Origin of the sequence: Pseudomonas atagonensis (assembly GCF_011369485.1) — a bacterium.
In the GTDB taxonomy this organism is placed as follows: domain Bacteria; phylum Pseudomonadota; class Gammaproteobacteria; order Pseudomonadales; family Pseudomonadaceae; genus Aquipseudomonas; species Aquipseudomonas atagonensis.
On sequence record NZ_VXCA01000001.1, the window covers coordinates 1 to 15,765 of the forward strand.

Here is a 15,765-nt window from a genome sequence, read left to right on the forward strand (position 1 = left end):
CCGAGCGTGGGGTATGTCAGTCGACAAAACTACGAGCAGTTCTTCTCGCAAATGATCGAGGACATCCAGCACTGGTCGGCGGGAAAACCCATGCGCTTACTGAACTGAAAGACATGCCCCCACAAATCTCCCCCACCACGCATACCCCTGTGGCGAGGGGATTTATCCCCGTTGGGCTGCGAAGCAGCCCCAAAACCTGCCCCCACGCAAACAATCCCCGCAATGCGCCGCTTCCTGCCAATCATTCAACAAACTGCCCGCACCACAACAGTGCACCCGCCCTCCCCCACTAGCACAAAATCGTGACCGCCCAGTCACCGTTTTAGCCCTCACCCGCAAAAAAACCTGCACTTCGTCGGTGCAATTCCCTTCGCGCACCCCGCTTGCCGTAAGCGGCAAACCGATTGTCGAACAATTTACCCATTTGCTCTGGCCCGCTCTAGGATCTGGCCTAGACTGATTTTTCGGGGCGAAACCGGCTAGTCACATTGCGGAAAAAGATTCGAAACTTTTGCTTCGCGTGGCGGGTCATCTGAAAGGCAGGGCCAAAGCGACTGGTGCAATCCTTGCAATGGCCTCACCACCCATTCTGCTTGCGCGTGTCGGGTAGCGTTTGCTCTCCGGTGCGTGGCGCGTTTGCGCCCGGCCACAGGACTTGGCCACTTGTTTTGAGACAAGAATCAGATCAACAACACGGGAGATTCATATGATCAGTGCGGCATTGGATATTCAGGGAGAGCGTGCTCACCAGTCGGTCGGCGAAACGAGCACCGTCAGCGTTCCCGGCAGCCGAACGATCAACGTCACCGGCACCCGGACGATGACTCCGGTCGTGAGTCAGAACCCGAACAAGAAGAAAGTGTTGTTCGTAACCTCGGAAATCGCCGATCTGGTGAAGACCGGCGGTCTGGGCGACGTATCTGCCGCCCTGCCCCGGGCCATGGCGCATCTGCACGATGTACGGGTGTTGATCCCCGGTTACCCGCAAGTGATGCACAGCGAAAATCCGATCCACATCATCGGCGAACTCGGTGGCCATGCCGCGCTGCCGCCGTGCAAGATCGGGCGCATGGACATGCCCGACGGGCTGGTGATTTACGTGCTGATCTGCCCCGAACTCTACGAACGCGAAGGCTCGCCCTACGGCGCCAACAACGGTCGTGACTGGCCGGACAACCATATTCGCTTCGCCCGCCTGGGTCTGGCCGCTGCCGACATCGCCGCCAACCTCGCACAAATTCACTGGTGCCCGGATCTGGTGCACGCCCACGATTGGCCCGCCGGCCTGGCCCCTGCTTATATGCACTGGCGCGGGCAGCGTACGCCGACCCTGTTCACCATTCACAACCTCGCCTATCAGGGCGTGACCAGCCTCGGCTCCTGCCCGGAATTAGGCATCCCCACCCATGCCCTGCAACAGGAAGGCATGGAGTTCTACGGCAAGATGTCGTTCCTCAAGGCCGGCATGGCCTATTCGAGCCACATCACTACAGTCAGCGCGACGTATGCGCAGGAAATCACCACCCCGGATTTCGGCTGCGGTCTCGACGGTTTTCTCGCCGCCAAGACCCAGCAAGGTTTGCTCAGCGGCATCCCCAATGGCATTGACGAGAGCTGGGACGCGGCGACTGATCCGCACCTGTTCGCACCGTTCCATATCGGTGACTGGGAAGGCAAAGCCGTCAATGCCGCCCACGTACGTGAGCTGTTCGGCTTGAACGACTCTGAAGGCCCGCTGTTTGCCGTGGTTTCGCGACTGGTTTATCAGAAAGGCCTCGACCTGACCGAAGCGGTGTCCGAGTACATCGTGCAGAACGGCGGCCAGATCGCAATCATCGGCCGTGGCGAGCCGGAAGAAGAGCAAGCCATGCGGGAACTGGCGCTGCGCTTCCCGGGGCAGATCGGCGTGCGTATCGGCTTCAACGAAACCGACGCCCGACGCATGTTCGCCGGCAGTGATTTCCTGCTGATGCCTTCGCGTTACGAACCGTGCGGTTTGAGCCAGATGTATGCCCAGCGTTTCGGCTCGCTGCCGGTGGCGCGCAATACCGGCGGACTGGCCGACACCATCGAAAACGGTGTCACCGGGTTCCTCTTCAATGAGTCCACCGCCGACAGTTACCGCGAAGCCTTGAGCCGTGCGTTCAAGGTTTTCGCCTACCCTGAACTGTTGAACGCCATGCGGTGCCGGGCAATGGCCGCGCCGTTCAACTGGTGCAAAGCGGTCGAACCGTACGCGGAGCTGTACGAACAACTGGTGGCCAAAGCACTGGGAAAAGCCCACCACAAATAATCAGGGAGTTTTCAACGATGCCGTTACGGACCCACGAAAACTGGCCCCACGGCGCGATCATGCTGGACGCCGAACATACACAATTTGCGCTGTGGGCACCGGATGCGTTTTACGTAAGCGTAGAACTGGAAGACGGCCAGTCGCTGCCGATGCTGCCGCAGGCAGACGGCTGGTTTGTGATCAAGGCCCGCTGCAACGCGGGCACGCGATACCGCTACAACATCGACGGCGAACTGGAGGTGCCCGACCCGGCCTCCCGCGCGCAGGATGGCGGCCTCGACCGCCACAGCGTGGTGGTCGATCCGCTGGCCTATCAATGGCGACACAGTGCCTGGCAAGGTCGCCCGTGGAGCGAAGCGGTCATCTACGAGTTGCACGTCGGTGCGCTGGGCGGCTTCGCTGAAGTCGAACAGCACCTGGCGCGCCTCGCAGGTTTGGGCATTACCGCCATCGAATTGATGCCGCTGGCGCAGTTTCCCGGCGAGCGTAATTGGGGTTACGACGGTGTTCTGCCGTACGCGCCGCAGGCTTCATACGGCACACCCGAACAACTCAAACATCTGATCGACAGCGCCCACGGCCACGGCCTGGCGGTGATTCTCGATGTCGTCTACAACCACTTCGGTCCCGATGGCAATTACCTGCATTGCTACGCCAAAGGCTTTTTCCGCGAAGACAAACACACGCCGTGGGGGGCAGCGATCGACTTTCGCCGGGATGAAGTGCGCGAGTTCTTTATTGAAAACGCACTGATGTGGTTGCTCGAATACCGCTTCGACGGTCTGCGCCTCGACGCGGTGCATGCCATCGAAGACCCGGATTTCCTCACGGCGATGGCCCAACGCATCCGCGCGCAGATTGACCCGACTCGGCATGTCTGGCTGACCGTGGAAAACGAACTCAACCAGTCGAGCCTGCTGGAATACGACTACGACGCGCAGTGGAACGACGACGGCCATAACGCCCTGCACGTCTTGCTCACCGGCGAAACCGATGCCTATTACGCCGACTACGCCGCACAACCCACCGAACAACTGGTGCGCTGCCTGAGTCAGGGGTTTGTGTTTCAGGGCCACATCACCCGCCACGGTGAACCACGCGGCGAGCCCAGCGAACACTTGCCGTCCACGGCGTTCGTGCTGTTTCTACAAAACCACGATCAGATCGGCAACCGCGCGTTCGGCGAACGTCTGCATCATCTGGCCGATCCGCGTGCCGTGCAGGCAGCGACCGTGTTGTTACTGCTGTCACCGATGATTCCGCTGATGTTCATGGGCGACGAATTCGCCGCCGAACAGCCGTTCCTGTTTTTCACCCATCACCACGGTGAACTGGCCGAATTGGTGCGCGAGGGGCGACGCAATGAATTCGCAGCATTCAGCGCTTTCACCGATCCGCAAAAGCGCGAGCAGATTCCTGATCCGAATGCCGAAAAAACCTTCCACGCCTCACAGCCAAGGCTGATCGGTAATGGCAGCGCAAAACAGGAGGAAACCCTCGCGCTGTACCAAAAGCTGCTGCAATTTCGCCATCAATACATCATCCCCCACCTGTCCGGCACTCAAGCGCTCGGCGCGCATATGCTCGGTCATGGCGCGGTCAGCGCACGCTGGCGTTTGGGCAATGGCAGTGAGCTGCGAATTGACCTGAACCTCAGCGACACGCCGGTGGTCAACCCTCCACAGACCGAGGCCGTGTGGCTGTTTCAGCATCCACCTACCGCCGACCTGTCGGAATCGGGCGAACTGCCCGCGTATTGCGCGCTTGTCAGCCTCACGGCCGCAACCCCTTTGCAACCTCTGGATGGAGAGCGCCTATGAGCGATGCGCAACTGGAAATTCTCGCAAGCAGAGCCGGCCTCGCCGTTGACTGGATCGACGCCAATGGCCGCCCGCAAAAAGTCGCCCCGGCGGTGTTGCGCAATGTCCTGATCGGCCTCGGCCATCCTGCCAGCACGGCGCAGGAAATCGACGCCAGCCTGCTTGAACTGCAACAAGTCCAGCAAGACCGCCACCTGCCGCCGCTGCTGACCAGTGACGTCGGCGTCGGTGTCGATCTGGCGCGTTATTTCGAGCCGCAAACCCCGTGTGAAATTCATCTCGAGGACGGCTCGCGGCTGAACCTGAAACTGGATGCCGAGGCGGTATTGCCGGGGGTCATTCCGGTCGGGTATCAGCAAGTGCACATCGCCGATCAGTATTTCACCCTGGCCGTGGCGCCAGAGCGCTGCTTCAGCGTCGGCGATGCCGTGGACAACCCGATCCCCCGCGCCTGGGGTTTGAGCGTGCAACTGTATTCGTTGCGGCGCGCCGGTGACGGCGGCTTTGGCGACACCCAGGCGCTGGAAGAACTGGCCCGCGTGGCCGGTGAGCGCGGCGCCGATGCCCTGGCGATCAGTCCGCTGCACGCGATGTTCAGCGCCGACACTGGCCGCTACAGCCCTTATTCGCCGTCCAGTCGTTTGTTCCTTAATTCACTGTACGCCGCACCGGGGGCGATTCTTGGCGAACGGGCCTTGCGCGATGCCATCGACGCAGCAGGTCTGGCCGAGCAATTTGCGCAACTGGAAGACTTGAAACTGATCGACTGGCCGAGCGCCGCCGACGCCAAGCAAAAACTCCTGCAAGCCTTGTATGAAGGCTTTATTGCTGGCGATCACCCGTTGCACCCGGACTTCGCCAGTTATCGTCATAGTGGCGGCGAAGCGCTGGAAAACCATTGCCGCTTCGAAGCCATTCAAGAGATGCGCGCCGCCCGTGGCGAAAGCCTCGACTGGCGGCAATGGCCCGAGCACTGGCACGATCCACGCGGCGCGGCACTCGAAGCGTTCGCCGAAGAATACGCCGAGCGCATCGGTTACTTCGCTTTCTGCCAGTGGCTGATTCACCGTTGCCTGGAGCGCGCACAAGCGGCGGCGCGCAGTGCCGGCATGGGCGTGGGCCTGATCGCCGACCTGGCCGTCGGCGCAGACGGTGCCGGCAGTCAGGCCTGGAGTTTTCAGGATGAATTGCTTGCTTCGCTCACCGTCGGCGCACCGCCGGACATCCTCAACCGCTCCGGTCAGGGTTGGGGCATTTCGGCGTTTTCCCCAGAAGGCCTGATCCGCAATGGCTTCCGTGCGTTCATCGACATGCTGCGCGCTAACTTCGCTCATGCTGGCGGGCTGCGCATCGATCACGTCATGGGCCTGCAGCGCTTGTGGGTGATACCCAACGGCGCGGTGCCGGCCGATGGCGCGTATCTGTATTACCCGGTCGATGACCTGTTGCGTTTGCTGACCCTGGAATCCCACCGTCATCAGGCCATTGTCCTCGGCGAAGACCTCGGCACCGTGCCCGACGGCTTACAGGAAAAACTCATTGCCCGCTCGATCCTCGGCATGCGTGTGCTCCTGTTCGAGCAAAACAACACCCATTTCAAACCGATTCTCGACTGGCCGGACAACGCGCTCGCCACCACCAGCACCCACGACCTGCCGACGCTCAACGGCTGGTGGCATGGCCGCGACATCGACTGGAATTCGCGGCTGGGCTTTGTCGATGCCAACGGCGAAATCGAATGGCGGCGCTACCGCCAGCGTGAACGCGAAGGCCTGCGCGGCGCCTTGAGTCAGGATCCACAGAACTTTCGCGAAGAGTCCCACGAGGCCGATCAAGTAGTGGACGCCAGTGTGCGATTCCTCGGCCACACCCGCGCGCCATTGGTGTTGTTGCCGCTGGAGGATGCGCTGGGCATCGACGAGCAGGCTAATCTGCCGGGCACCATCGACACGCACCCGAACTGGTCGCGGCGTTTACCCGGCAGCAGTGAAGCGCTGCTCGACGGCGCCGATGCCGCGCGTCGTCTCGAATTACTGGCGTGCGCGCGCCTGCAGGCTGCCGAGCGTGACCAATGAATCAATCGTTGATCCGGCCACTGCGCGCCACCCTGCGCCTGCAATTTCACAAGGGTTTCACCCTCGAACAAGCGGTGCCGCTGGTGCCCTACTTTGCCCGCCTCGGCATCAGCCATATTTACGCTTCGCCGCTGCTCGCGGCGCGCGCCGGCTCGATGCACGGCTACGACGTGGTCGACCCGACGCAAGTCAACCCGGAACTGGGCGGCGAACCGGCACTGCGACGCCTGGTCAGCACCTTGCGCGACCACGACATGGGCCTGATTCTCGACATCGTCTCCAACCACATGGCGGTCGGTGGCAGCGACAATCCGTGGTGGCTCGACCTGCTGGAATGGGGTCGTTTGAGTCCCTACGGTGAGTTCTTTGACATTCAGTGGCATTCACCGGATCCGTTGATGGAAGGCCAGTTGTTGCTGCCGTTCCTCGGCAGTGATTATGGCGTGGCGTTGCAGGAAGGCACGCTGAAACTGCTGTTCAATGCGCAGCGCGGCAGCTTTTATGTCGAGCACTACGACCATCACTTTCCGATCTGCCCGAACGATTACGGCGAATTGCTCAAAGGCGTCGATGCGCTGAAGCCACTGGCCGATCGCTTCGCGGCCCTCAGCTACCAGAGCGACGCGTATTCGCTGGCCGCTCCGTTGAAAGAGGAACTTCGGCAACTGGCAAGCGAGGCGCCACTGCTCGATGCCATCCAGCGCAACCTCGCAGCCTACGACTCGACGACCGAGCAAGGCTTGCAAAATCTGCATCAGTTGCTGGAGCGGCAAAGCTATCGCCTCGCCAGTTGGCGCACCGCTGCCGATGACATCAATTGGCGGCGCTTCTTCGACATCAATGAACTGGGCGGTCTGCGCGTTGAGCGCCCGGCGGTGTTCGAAGCGACCCACGGCAAAATCTTCCAGTTGATTGCCGAAGGCCTGGTCGACGGCTTGCGCATCGACCACATCGACGGCCTCGCCGATCCGCGCGGGTATTGCCGCAAATTGCGTCGGCGTGTTGACCTGCTGGCGCCAGGGCGGCACCTGCCGATCTACATCGAGAAGATTCTCGGCGCCGGTGAAACCCCGCGCCGCGACTGGGCCGTGGACGGCACCACCGGTTACGAGTTCATGAATCAACTGTCGCTGCTGCAACACGATCCGGACGGCGAATACGTCCTCGGTGACCTGTGGCAACGGCGCACCGAACGCCCCGCTGCATTCATTGAAGAAGCGCAACTGGCGCGTCAGCAGATCCTCAACGGCTCGCTGGCCAGCGACTGCGAAAGCGTCGCGCAGGCGTTGCTGCAAGTGGCGCGCGATGACCTGATGACCCGTGACCTGACCCTCGGCGCAATCCGCCGGGCGTTGCAGGCGTTGATCGTGCATTTCCCGGTGTACCGCACTTACATCAGCGCCATGGGCCGCTCGGCGCAGGACGAAGCGTTTTTCCAGCAGGCCATGGACGGTGCGCGACAGACGCTGGGCGAAGGCGACTGGCCGGTGCTCGACTGTCTGGCGGCCTGGCTGGGTGGCACGCCGTGGCGACACAAGCCCCGTGGCCGCTCGCGAAAAATCCTCAAACATGCGTGCGTGCGCTTCCAGCAACTGACCTCCCCGGCGGCCGCCAAAGCCGTGGAAGACACCGCGCTGTATCGCTCGGCCGTGCTGCTCTCGCGCAATGACGTGGGCTACAACACTGAGCAATTCAGCGCGCCGGTGAGCGATTTCCACGCGATCAATCAGCAACGCCTCGAGGCGTTTCCCGACAACTTGCTGGCCACCGCCACCCACGACCACAAACGTGGCGAAGACACCCGTGCACGCCTGGCCGTCCTCAGCGAACGCAGCCACTGGTACGCCGAGCAGATCGAGTTGTGGCGTGCCCTCGCCCGACCTGTGCGCAGTGACGAGCAGATGCCGTCGACCGGCGACGAGCTGATTCTGTATCAGGCTCTGCTTGGCAGTTGGCCGCTGGACTTGCGCGACGACGATCACGCCGGTTTCAGCGATTACGCCGGGCGCATCTGGCAGTGGCAGCAGAAAGCCCTGCGCGAAGCCAAGCTGCAAAGCAGTTGGAGTGCACCGAACGAGGCTTACGAAAATGCCACGCAGGCGTTCACGCAAAAACTGCTGACCGGCGAGGAAGGCGAACTGCTGCGCGCCGCGCTGAGCAAGACCGTCAACAGCATTGCCGCCGGCGGCGCCCTGAATGGCTTGGCGCAAACCTTGCTGCGCATGACCGTGCCGGGGGTGCCGGATCTGTATCAGGGCAATGAGTACTGGGATTTCAGTCTGGTCGATCCGGACAACCGCCGGCCGGTGGATTACGCCGCTCGCGAGCAGGCCTTGCAAGCATCCGTGCCGGCGCAGGAACTGCTGGCGAACTGGCGTGACGGGCGCATCAAGCAAGCGTTGATCGCTCAGGTGCTGAACCTGCGCGCCGAGCATGCCGAGCTGTTTCGGCGTGGCGCGTATCAGGCCCTCGAAGTGCTCGGCAGTCAGGCGCACAACGTGCTCGCGTTTGCCCGTGAGCACGAGGGCAAGCAGGCCATCGTGATCGTGCCGATCCGTTGCGCCACCCTGCTGGAAAACAGTGCCAGGCCTCAGGTGGATGCGCTGCGTTGGGGCGATACGCGAGTGGTTTTACCGTTCGCCGCCTCTGACACAAACCTGAAGGGACTTTTTTCAAGCAGCGCAGTCACAAAAAACAGGGAGCTGAATATCAGCGACGCGCTGGGGGATGTCCCGGTCAATCTCTTTATCCAACACTTAACGTAAGCATCAGTTCAGTTCAGGAGCATTGCGATGAGCACCGACGATAAACGCATCCGCGAATTCGCCTATCAAATCTGGGAATCGGAAGGCAAACCCGAGGGACAGGAATCACGCCACTGGGAGATGGCGCGCAAACTGGCCGACGCCGAAGCTTTGGCACCGAAGAAATCGCCGAAAGCAGCGGGCAGCAAAACCGCGGGCAAGACCGCCACTGACAAAGCGCTCGATGGCAAAGGTGCTGCGGCAAAGCCCAAACCAGCGGCCAAAGCCAAACCTGCCAGCGCCGCCAAAGTGATCCCGCCGGGTGAAAAACCGACCGAGAAAAAGCCTCGAGCGCCGCGCAAGCCTTCGGCGATCTGACGCTAACCGTTTTATTGAACTGAACAACCGTGTGGCGGGTTTGCTCGCCACCGAGGGCGCGTTCGCCCTCAAAAACACAAATCCTTGTGGAAACTGGCTTCTGTGGTGATGGAATTTCTGTGGCGAGGGGATTTAGCGAAACGTCGCACCGCCCCGTTCGGCTGCGAAGCAGTCGCAAAACCACTGCACGCGGTGTGCCTGTCACTCCGCAAATGCAGCATTTGGGGCTGCTTCGCAACCCAACGGGGATAAATCCCCTCACCACAAAAGCCCCTCCCACTGGGTCAGGTGCCGATTGAACTACCCCCGTATTTGCAGGAGCAATCATGACCAGTCCAAAAAAAGCCGAGCCCGCCTCGCATGCCGAACCTTCGAGAATCCGTGAAGGCCTGCCCTTCCCGCTCGGTGCGACCTGGGATGGTCTGGGGGTGAATTTTGCGTTGTTTTCCGCCAACGCCACTAAAGTCGAACTGTGCATCTTCGACGATGCCGGCGAAGTCGAGCTGGAACGCATCGAACTGCCGGAATACACCGACGAGATCTACCACGGCTACTTGCCCGACGCGCACCCGGGGCTGATCTACGGCTATCGGGTTTATGGCGCGTACGACCCGGCCAACGGTCATCGCTTCAACCACAACAAATTGCTCATCGACCCGTACGCCAAACAACTCGTGGGTGAACTGAAATGGTCGGAAGCGCTGTTCGGCTACACCATCGGCCATCCCGACGCCGACCTCAGTTTCGACGAACGCGACAGCGCGCCTTTTGTGCCCAAGTGCAAAGTCATCGACCCGGCGCACACCTGGGGCAACGACCACCGCGTCAGCGTGCCGTGGGACAAGACAATCATTTATGAAACCCACGTACGCGGCATCAGCATGCGTCACCCATCGGTGCCGGAGAACGTACGCGGGACCTTTGCCGGGCTGATGGTCGATGATGTGCTCGAACACATCCGCAAGCTTGGCGTGTCCACGGTCGAGTTGCTGCCGATCCATGCTTTCGTCAATGACCAGCATTTGCTGCACAAAGGCATGACCAACTACTGGGGCTACAACAGCATCGCGTTCTTCGCCCCGGATCCGCGTTACCTCGCCAGCGGCAAGATCGCCGAGTTCAAGGAGATGGTTGCGCACCTGCACGAAGCCAATCTGGAAGTGATCCTCGACGTGGTCTACAACCACACCGCCGAGGGCAACGAACAAGGCCCGACCCTGTCGATGCGCGGCATCGACAACGCCTCGTACTACCGGTTGATGCCGGACGACAAGCGCTTCTACATCAACGATTCCGGCACCGGCAACACCCTCGACCTGAGCCACCCGTGCGTGCTGCAAATGGTCACTGATTCCCTGCGTTACTGGGCCAGTGAAATGCATGTCGACGGTTTCCGCTTCGATCTGGCGACCATTCTTGGCCGTTATCACGACGGCTTCGACGAGCGTCACAGCTTCCTCGTCGCCTGCCGTCAGGACCCGGTGCTGCGCCAGGTAAAAATGATCGCCGAGCCGTGGGACTGCGGCCCCGGTGGCTATCAGGTGGGCAATTTTCCACCGGGCTGGGTCGAGTGGAACGACAAGTTCCGCGACACCGTGCGCGCCTTCTGGAAAGGCGATGACGGACAGGTCGCCGACTTCGCCAGCCGCATGACCGCGTCTGGCGAGATGTTCAACCAGCGCGGGCGGCGGCCGTATTCGTCGGTGAACTTCATCACCGCCCACGACGGTTTCACCCTCAACGATCTGGTGTCCTACAACGACAAGCACAACGAGGCCAACGACGAGAACAATCAGGACGGCAGCAACAACAACCTGTCGTGGAACCACGGCGTCGAAGGACCGACCGACGATCCTGAAATCAACGCCCTGCGTCACCGGCAGATGCGCAACTTCTTCGCCACTCTGCTGCTCGCGCAAGGCACGCCGATGATCGTCGCTGGCGACGAATTCGCCCGTACGCAGGACGGCAACAACAACGCGTATTGCCAGGACAGCGAAATCGGCTGGGTCAACTGGGACCTGAGCGAGGACGGCAAAGCGCTGCTGAAATTCGTCAAACGTCTGATCAAGTTGCGTCTGGCCTACCCGATCCTGCGTCGCGGGCGTTTTCTGGTCGGCGAGTACAACGAGGACATCGGCGTCAAGGACGTGACCTGGCTTGCACCCGACGCCACCGAGATGACCACCGAGCATTGGCATGACGCGCACAACCGTTGCCTGGGCATGCTGCTCGATGGTCGCGCGCAGGAAACCGGGATTCGCCGCAAAGGTGCAGACGCGACGCTGCTGCTGGTGGTCAACGCCCACCACGACATCGTCAACTTCACTTTGCCGGAAGTGCCCGAAGGCAGTTTCTGGACGTGCATGGTCGACACCAATCAGCCGTCGATTCGCGGCCAGGAACGCTTCGACTTCGGCCATGAATATTCGGTGACCGGACGCTCGTTGCTGCTGTTCGAGCTGCAACGTGAAGAAGAAGACTGATATGGACCTGCAAAACTATCTGGCGCGTCGACCTCCCGACTATGCCGATACCACCGCCCTTGGCCACTGCCTGCGGGCACTGGTCGAGGCCGGACTCGATCGGTTGCCGATGCCGGGCAGCGGCGACACGCTGGCACGTTTTCAGTCACTGGCCACTGTCGGCGCGCACGATCTGGGCTTGTGCAAACTCTACGAGGGTCACACCGACGCCTTGGCGATTATCGAGCAATTGGGTGGCTCGCCGACACCCGGCAGCACGTGGGGCATGTGGGCCGCCGAGCCGCCGCAAGCGCGAGTGCAGGTGAGTCCGGCGGGGCATCTGGTGCAATTGAACGGGCGCAAGGCCTGGTGTTCCGGCGCCAGCGTGCTCAGCCACGCACTACTGACCGCGTGGGACGCCGACGATCAGCAACAACTGGTCGCCGTCGCACTCGATCAGCCCGGGGTGAACATTACCGGGCAAGGCTGGCAAGCCGTGGGCATGGCCGCCACCGGCAGCGTCGAAGTGCTGTTTGAAGGCGCCGAAGCGCAGGCCATCGGCAACCCCGGCGATTACCTGCAACGCCCGGGCTTCTGGCAAGGCGGAATCGGCATCGCCGCCTGCTGGTACGGCGCTGCCCGGCAGATTGGCCAAGCGCTGCGCCTGCACTGCGCGCAACGCGAGGAACCTCACGCTCTCGCCCACCTCGGCGCGGTGGACAGCGCATTGCAAAGCGCAGCCGATGTCCTGCGTTTCAGCGCGCTGCACATCGACGCGCACCCCGCGGCCAACGCCGAACTGCTCGCCCGTCGCGCCCGCGCCGTGGTCGAACAGACTGCCGAACAGGTCATGCGTGAAGTCGGCCGAGCCCTTGGCGCCGGGCCGTTCTGCAAGGATCGCCACTTCGCCCGACTGATCGCCGATTTGCCCGTGTTTCTGCGCCAAAGCCACGCCGAGCGTGACCTCGCGGCCCTCGGCCAATTGATTGCCGGCCAATCCGAAAAGGTCTGGAACCTATGAAAACCAACCCGATTGTCGGCCAGGGCACATCGCTGCATCAGTGGCAGAGTTCGCAGCATCTGGCTGAACTCGCGAGCATCGACATTCTCAGCCTGGTGCCACCCGGCGCCCGTGCAGTCATTGTCGCGCCGCACCCCGACGATGAAGTGCTCGGGTGCGGCGGCCTCCTGCAATTGCTTGCGGCGGCGGGCCGACCGTTGCAACTGATTTCGGTCACCGACGGCAGCGCCAGCCATCCCGGTTCCGCACGCTGGCCAGTAGAACGCCTGAGTGTGATTCGCCCGCAGGAATCCGCCGAAGCGTTGCGCCGGCTCGGTCTGCCGATGCATCGACTGAAATGGCTGCGCGGTGGTTTCGACGACTCTCAGGTTGCCGCCCGGGAAGCGGCACTGTGCCAATTCATTCAACGCCACTTGCGTCCCACCGACGTGGTCTTCACCACGTGGGCCGAGGACGGTCATTGCGACCACGAAGCCGTCGGCCGCGCCAGTACCGAAGCGGCGCGGCGGGTCGGGGCGACCTGTCACGAAGTTCCGGTCTGGACGTGGCACTGGGCGACGCCGGAAGACGCCTTCGTGCCGTGGCAGCGCGCGCGCAAGATTCTTCTGTCGCCGCAACAGGTCGCGCGCAAACGCCACGCCGTGTACGCGTTTGCCAGTCAACTGGAGGGCGACCCCGAGGCCGGGCTCGGCCCGGTGCTTGCGCCGTATGTGTTGGACCGTTTGCTGCAGACCTTTGAAGTGGTGTTTTTATGAGCGTGGATGATCGCTATTTCGACGGCTTGTACGCCGGCAACGACGACCCTTGGGCGTTCCGTGAGCGCTGGTACGAACAGCGCAAACGCGCGATCACCCTCGCCGCTCTGCCGCGCCCGCATTACCGGGCAATCTTTGAACCGGGCTGCGCCAACGCCGAACTGAGCGCCGAGCTGGCGCTGCGCTGCGACCGCTTGCTGTGCTGCGACACCTCCAGCGCCGCGGTGGCTTTGGCGCGTACCCGGTTGAGCCTGTTTGATCACGCCGAAGTCCGCCAAAGTCGCTTGCCCGATGACTGGCCGGAGGAAAAATTCGACCTGATTGTATTTAGCGAAATCGGCTACTACCTCGATAGCCAGGATCTGACGGAAGTGATCGCCCGCATCGCCGACTCACTCACCGCCGATGGCCAGTTGCTTGCCTGCCACTGGCGCCCGCCCATCGACGAATGCCCATTGAACGCACGTCAGGTGCATGACTTGATCCACGAGCAGTTGCACCTGCCGCGTGTCGCCCTGCATCAGGAATCAGACTTTCTGCTGGAAGTATGGAGCCGCGAACCGCGCTCCGTGGCGGCACTGGAGGGTTTGCGATGATCGGCATCCTGATCCCCGCGCACAACGAGGAGGACTTGCTCGACGAGTGCCTCAGCGCAGCAATGCGCGCCAGCAAACACGGTTTGCTCGCCGGTGAACGGGTCGAAGTGCTGGTGGTGCTCGACAGCTGCACCGACCGTTCGGCGCAGATCGTCGGCGGATATCCAGTGTTAAGTCTGAACATCAATGCGCGCAATGTCGGTGAGGCGCGCGCGGCCGGGGCGCGGATTCTGCTGGAGCGTGGTGCGCGCTGGATCTCCTGCTCGGACGCCGACAGCCGCGTGGCCGATGACTGGCTGGTGGCGCAACTGGGGCTGGGCGCCGATGCAGTGTGCGGCACGGTGACCGTCGAGCACTGGCACGAGTCGTTCGATGAAGCGGCGCAGATTCGCTACCACAGCCATTACCGCGCCTGCGACGGCCATCGACACATCCACGGCGCCAACCTCGGTGTCAGCGCCGACGCCTACCGCTGGGCTGGCGGTTTCAAGCCTTTGGCCTGTAATGAAGACGTGCAACTGGTGCGGCAACTGGAATTGTCCGGCGCCAATATTGCCTGGAGCCACCGTCCACAGGTGCACACCAGCGCGCGTCTGGACGGTCGCGCACGCGGCGGTTTCGCTGACTATTTGCGAAAAACAGCACAGTTGGAGTAAAAAAAACCGTATCAGTTTGTTGTGCGACGCGACGAATGGCCTCACATGAGCAATACTCTGCAACGCGGCAATCCAGGGTTCGGAGCGCTGCATGACTCTCCCACCAGCCTTCACGGATCAAGCAGGCCGCCATTTGACGGTTCCCTGCACGATTGAGGGCGATACATAACAAGGACGTCGCACTGATGAAACCGTTATCCCTGAGCGAAAGCAGCTTGCCGGCGCAGATCTGGAACAGCGCTGCGCAACTCGACAATATTCCCGTCATCAACACCCGCAGCCTCGTGCCCCCCGGCGCCCGCGCCGTGGTGATCGCGCCACATCCGGGCGATGAAGTCGTCACTTGCGGGGGACTGCTGCAGTTACTGGCCAGCCTCGGCCATCCCCTGCAATTACTCTCGATTACCGACGGCAGCGCGAGCCATCCCGGCTCGCAGCAGTGGTCGGAAAAACGCCTGAGCGTGTTCCGCCCGCAGGAAAGCGTCGAAGCCCTGCGCCGCCTCGGCCTGCCGATGCACAGTCTGAAATGGGTGCGAGGCGGCTTCACCGATAACGCGCTGCTCGATCAAGAAGCGCAGCTGACCCAGTTCATCAGCCGCTACCTGCGGCCCGGTGATGTGGTGTTCAGCACTTGGCGCGGCGACGGCAACGATGACCATGAAACCGTCGGCCGTGCCGGCGCCAGAGCCGCCGACCTGGCCGGTGCCACCTTCCACGACGTGCCGGTCTGGGCCTGGCACTGGCCGGAGCGCGAGCAACAACAGATCCCCTGGGAACGGGCGCGCAAGTTGCGCCTCGACACCTGGACCGTCGCCCGCAAAAGCCATGCAACCCACGCCTACGCCAGCCAGCTCAAGGGCGAACCGGCCCTCGGCATCGCGCCGATGCTGCCGCGGGTGCTGCTGGAGCGCATGCGGCTGCCCTACGAAATAGTCTTCGTCTGACCCCTGTGGCGAGGGGAT

At 62.1% G+C, this 15,765-nt stretch carries 11 protein-coding genes and 1 pseudogene; all 12 read left to right on the forward strand.

Going from position 1 to position 15,765, the window contains the following annotated elements; all coding sequences use genetic code 11:
- Positions 1 to 108 (forward strand): annotated as a pseudogene (locus tag F2P67_RS27680) (D-2-hydroxyacid dehydrogenase family protein); the annotation flags it as partial.
- Between the two features lie 598 nt (positions 109 to 706).
- Positions 707 to 2,293 carry a glycogen synthase GlgA gene (gene glgA / locus F2P67_RS00010; RefSeq protein WP_166215701.1) on the forward strand — a complete coding sequence of 529 codons (1,587 nt, stop codon included), beginning with the start codon at positions 707 to 709 and terminating at the stop codon, positions 2,291 to 2,293.
- 17 nt (positions 2,294 to 2,310) lie between these two features.
- Positions 2,311 to 4,113, forward strand: coding sequence for a malto-oligosyltrehalose trehalohydrolase (gene treZ, locus F2P67_RS00015; RefSeq protein ID WP_166215704.1), 1,803 nt, complete (start codon positions 2,311 to 2,313; stop codon positions 4,111 to 4,113).
- Positions 4,110 to 6,188, forward strand: coding sequence for a 4-alpha-glucanotransferase (gene malQ / locus F2P67_RS00020; protein ID WP_166215707.1), 2,079 nt, complete (start codon positions 4,110 to 4,112; stop codon positions 6,186 to 6,188). The genes treZ and malQ overlap by 4 nt, the downstream gene beginning before the upstream one ends.
- Positions 6,185 to 8,953, forward strand: a complete 2,769-nt coding sequence (locus F2P67_RS00025; protein WP_166215710.1) for a malto-oligosyltrehalose synthase — start codon at positions 6,185 to 6,187, stop codon at positions 8,951 to 8,953. The genes malQ and F2P67_RS00025 overlap by 4 nt, the downstream gene beginning before the upstream one ends.
- Positions 8,954 to 8,980: 27 nt before the next feature.
- Positions 8,981 to 9,310 carry a DUF2934 domain-containing protein gene (locus tag F2P67_RS00030; protein WP_166215713.1) on the forward strand — a complete coding sequence of 110 codons (330 nt, stop codon included), beginning with the start codon at positions 8,981 to 8,983 and terminating at the stop codon, positions 9,308 to 9,310.
- 326 nt (positions 9,311 to 9,636) lie between these two features.
- Positions 9,637 to 11,796: a glycogen debranching protein GlgX gene (gene glgX, locus F2P67_RS00035; protein WP_166215716.1), complete on the forward strand. Its 2,160-nt coding sequence runs from the start codon at positions 9,637 to 9,639 to the stop codon at positions 11,794 to 11,796.
- Between the two features lies 1 nt (position 11,797).
- Positions 11,798 to 12,796 carry an acyl-CoA dehydrogenase family protein gene (locus F2P67_RS00040; protein WP_166215718.1) on the forward strand — a complete coding sequence of 333 codons (999 nt, stop codon included), beginning with the start codon at positions 11,798 to 11,800 and terminating at the stop codon, positions 12,794 to 12,796.
- The gene (locus F2P67_RS00045; protein ID WP_166215721.1) at positions 12,793 to 13,551 is read left to right on the forward strand and encodes a PIG-L deacetylase family protein; all 759 of its coding nucleotides are present in this window, start codon (positions 12,793 to 12,795) and stop codon (positions 13,549 to 13,551) included. Before F2P67_RS00040 ends, F2P67_RS00045 begins: the two co-directional genes overlap by 4 nt.
- Positions 13,548 to 14,147 carry an SAM-dependent methyltransferase gene (locus F2P67_RS00050; protein ID WP_166215724.1) on the forward strand — a complete coding sequence of 200 codons (600 nt, stop codon included), beginning with the start codon at positions 13,548 to 13,550 and terminating at the stop codon, positions 14,145 to 14,147. The genes F2P67_RS00045 and F2P67_RS00050 overlap by 4 nt, the downstream gene beginning before the upstream one ends.
- The gene (locus tag F2P67_RS00055) at positions 14,144 to 14,803 is read left to right on the forward strand and encodes a glycosyltransferase family 2 protein (RefSeq protein WP_166215727.1); all 660 of its coding nucleotides are present in this window, start codon (positions 14,144 to 14,146) and stop codon (positions 14,801 to 14,803) included. Before F2P67_RS00050 ends, F2P67_RS00055 begins: the two co-directional genes overlap by 4 nt.
- A gap of 185 nt (positions 14,804 to 14,988) precedes the next feature.
- Positions 14,989 to 15,747, forward strand: a complete 759-nt coding sequence (locus tag F2P67_RS00060) for a PIG-L deacetylase family protein (protein WP_166215730.1) — start codon at positions 14,989 to 14,991, stop codon at positions 15,745 to 15,747.
- The last annotated feature ends 18 nt before the right edge of the window (positions 15,748 to 15,765 follow it).

Excerpts from the sequence above, each read along its gene's own strand:
- glgA (WP_166215701.1), top strand. The coding sequence starts at position 707 with ATGATCAGTGCGGCATTGGATATTCAGGGAGAGCGTGCTCACCAGTCG.
- treZ (WP_166215704.1), top strand. The coding sequence starts at position 2,311 with ATGCCGTTACGGACCCACGAAAACTGGCCCCACGGCGCGATCATGCTG.
- malQ (WP_166215707.1), top strand. The coding sequence starts at position 4,110 with ATGAGCGATGCGCAACTGGAAATTCTCGCAAGCAGAGCCGGCCTCGCC.
- F2P67_RS00025 (WP_166215710.1), top strand. The coding sequence starts at position 6,185 with ATGAATCAATCGTTGATCCGGCCACTGCGCGCCACCCTGCGCCTGCAA.
- F2P67_RS00030 (WP_166215713.1), top strand. The coding sequence starts at position 8,981 with ATGAGCACCGACGATAAACGCATCCGCGAATTCGCCTATCAAATCTGG.
- glgX (WP_166215716.1), top strand. The coding sequence starts at position 9,637 with ATGACCAGTCCAAAAAAAGCCGAGCCCGCCTCGCATGCCGAACCTTCG.
- F2P67_RS00040 (WP_166215718.1), top strand. The coding sequence starts at position 11,798 with ATGGACCTGCAAAACTATCTGGCGCGTCGACCTCCCGACTATGCCGAT.
- F2P67_RS00045 (WP_166215721.1), top strand. The coding sequence starts at position 12,793 with ATGAAAACCAACCCGATTGTCGGCCAGGGCACATCGCTGCATCAGTGG.
- F2P67_RS00050 (WP_166215724.1), top strand. The coding sequence starts at position 13,548 with ATGAGCGTGGATGATCGCTATTTCGACGGCTTGTACGCCGGCAACGAC.
- F2P67_RS00055 (WP_166215727.1), top strand. The coding sequence starts at position 14,144 with ATGATCGGCATCCTGATCCCCGCGCACAACGAGGAGGACTTGCTCGAC.
- F2P67_RS00060 (WP_166215730.1), top strand. The coding sequence starts at position 14,989 with ATGAAACCGTTATCCCTGAGCGAAAGCAGCTTGCCGGCGCAGATCTGG.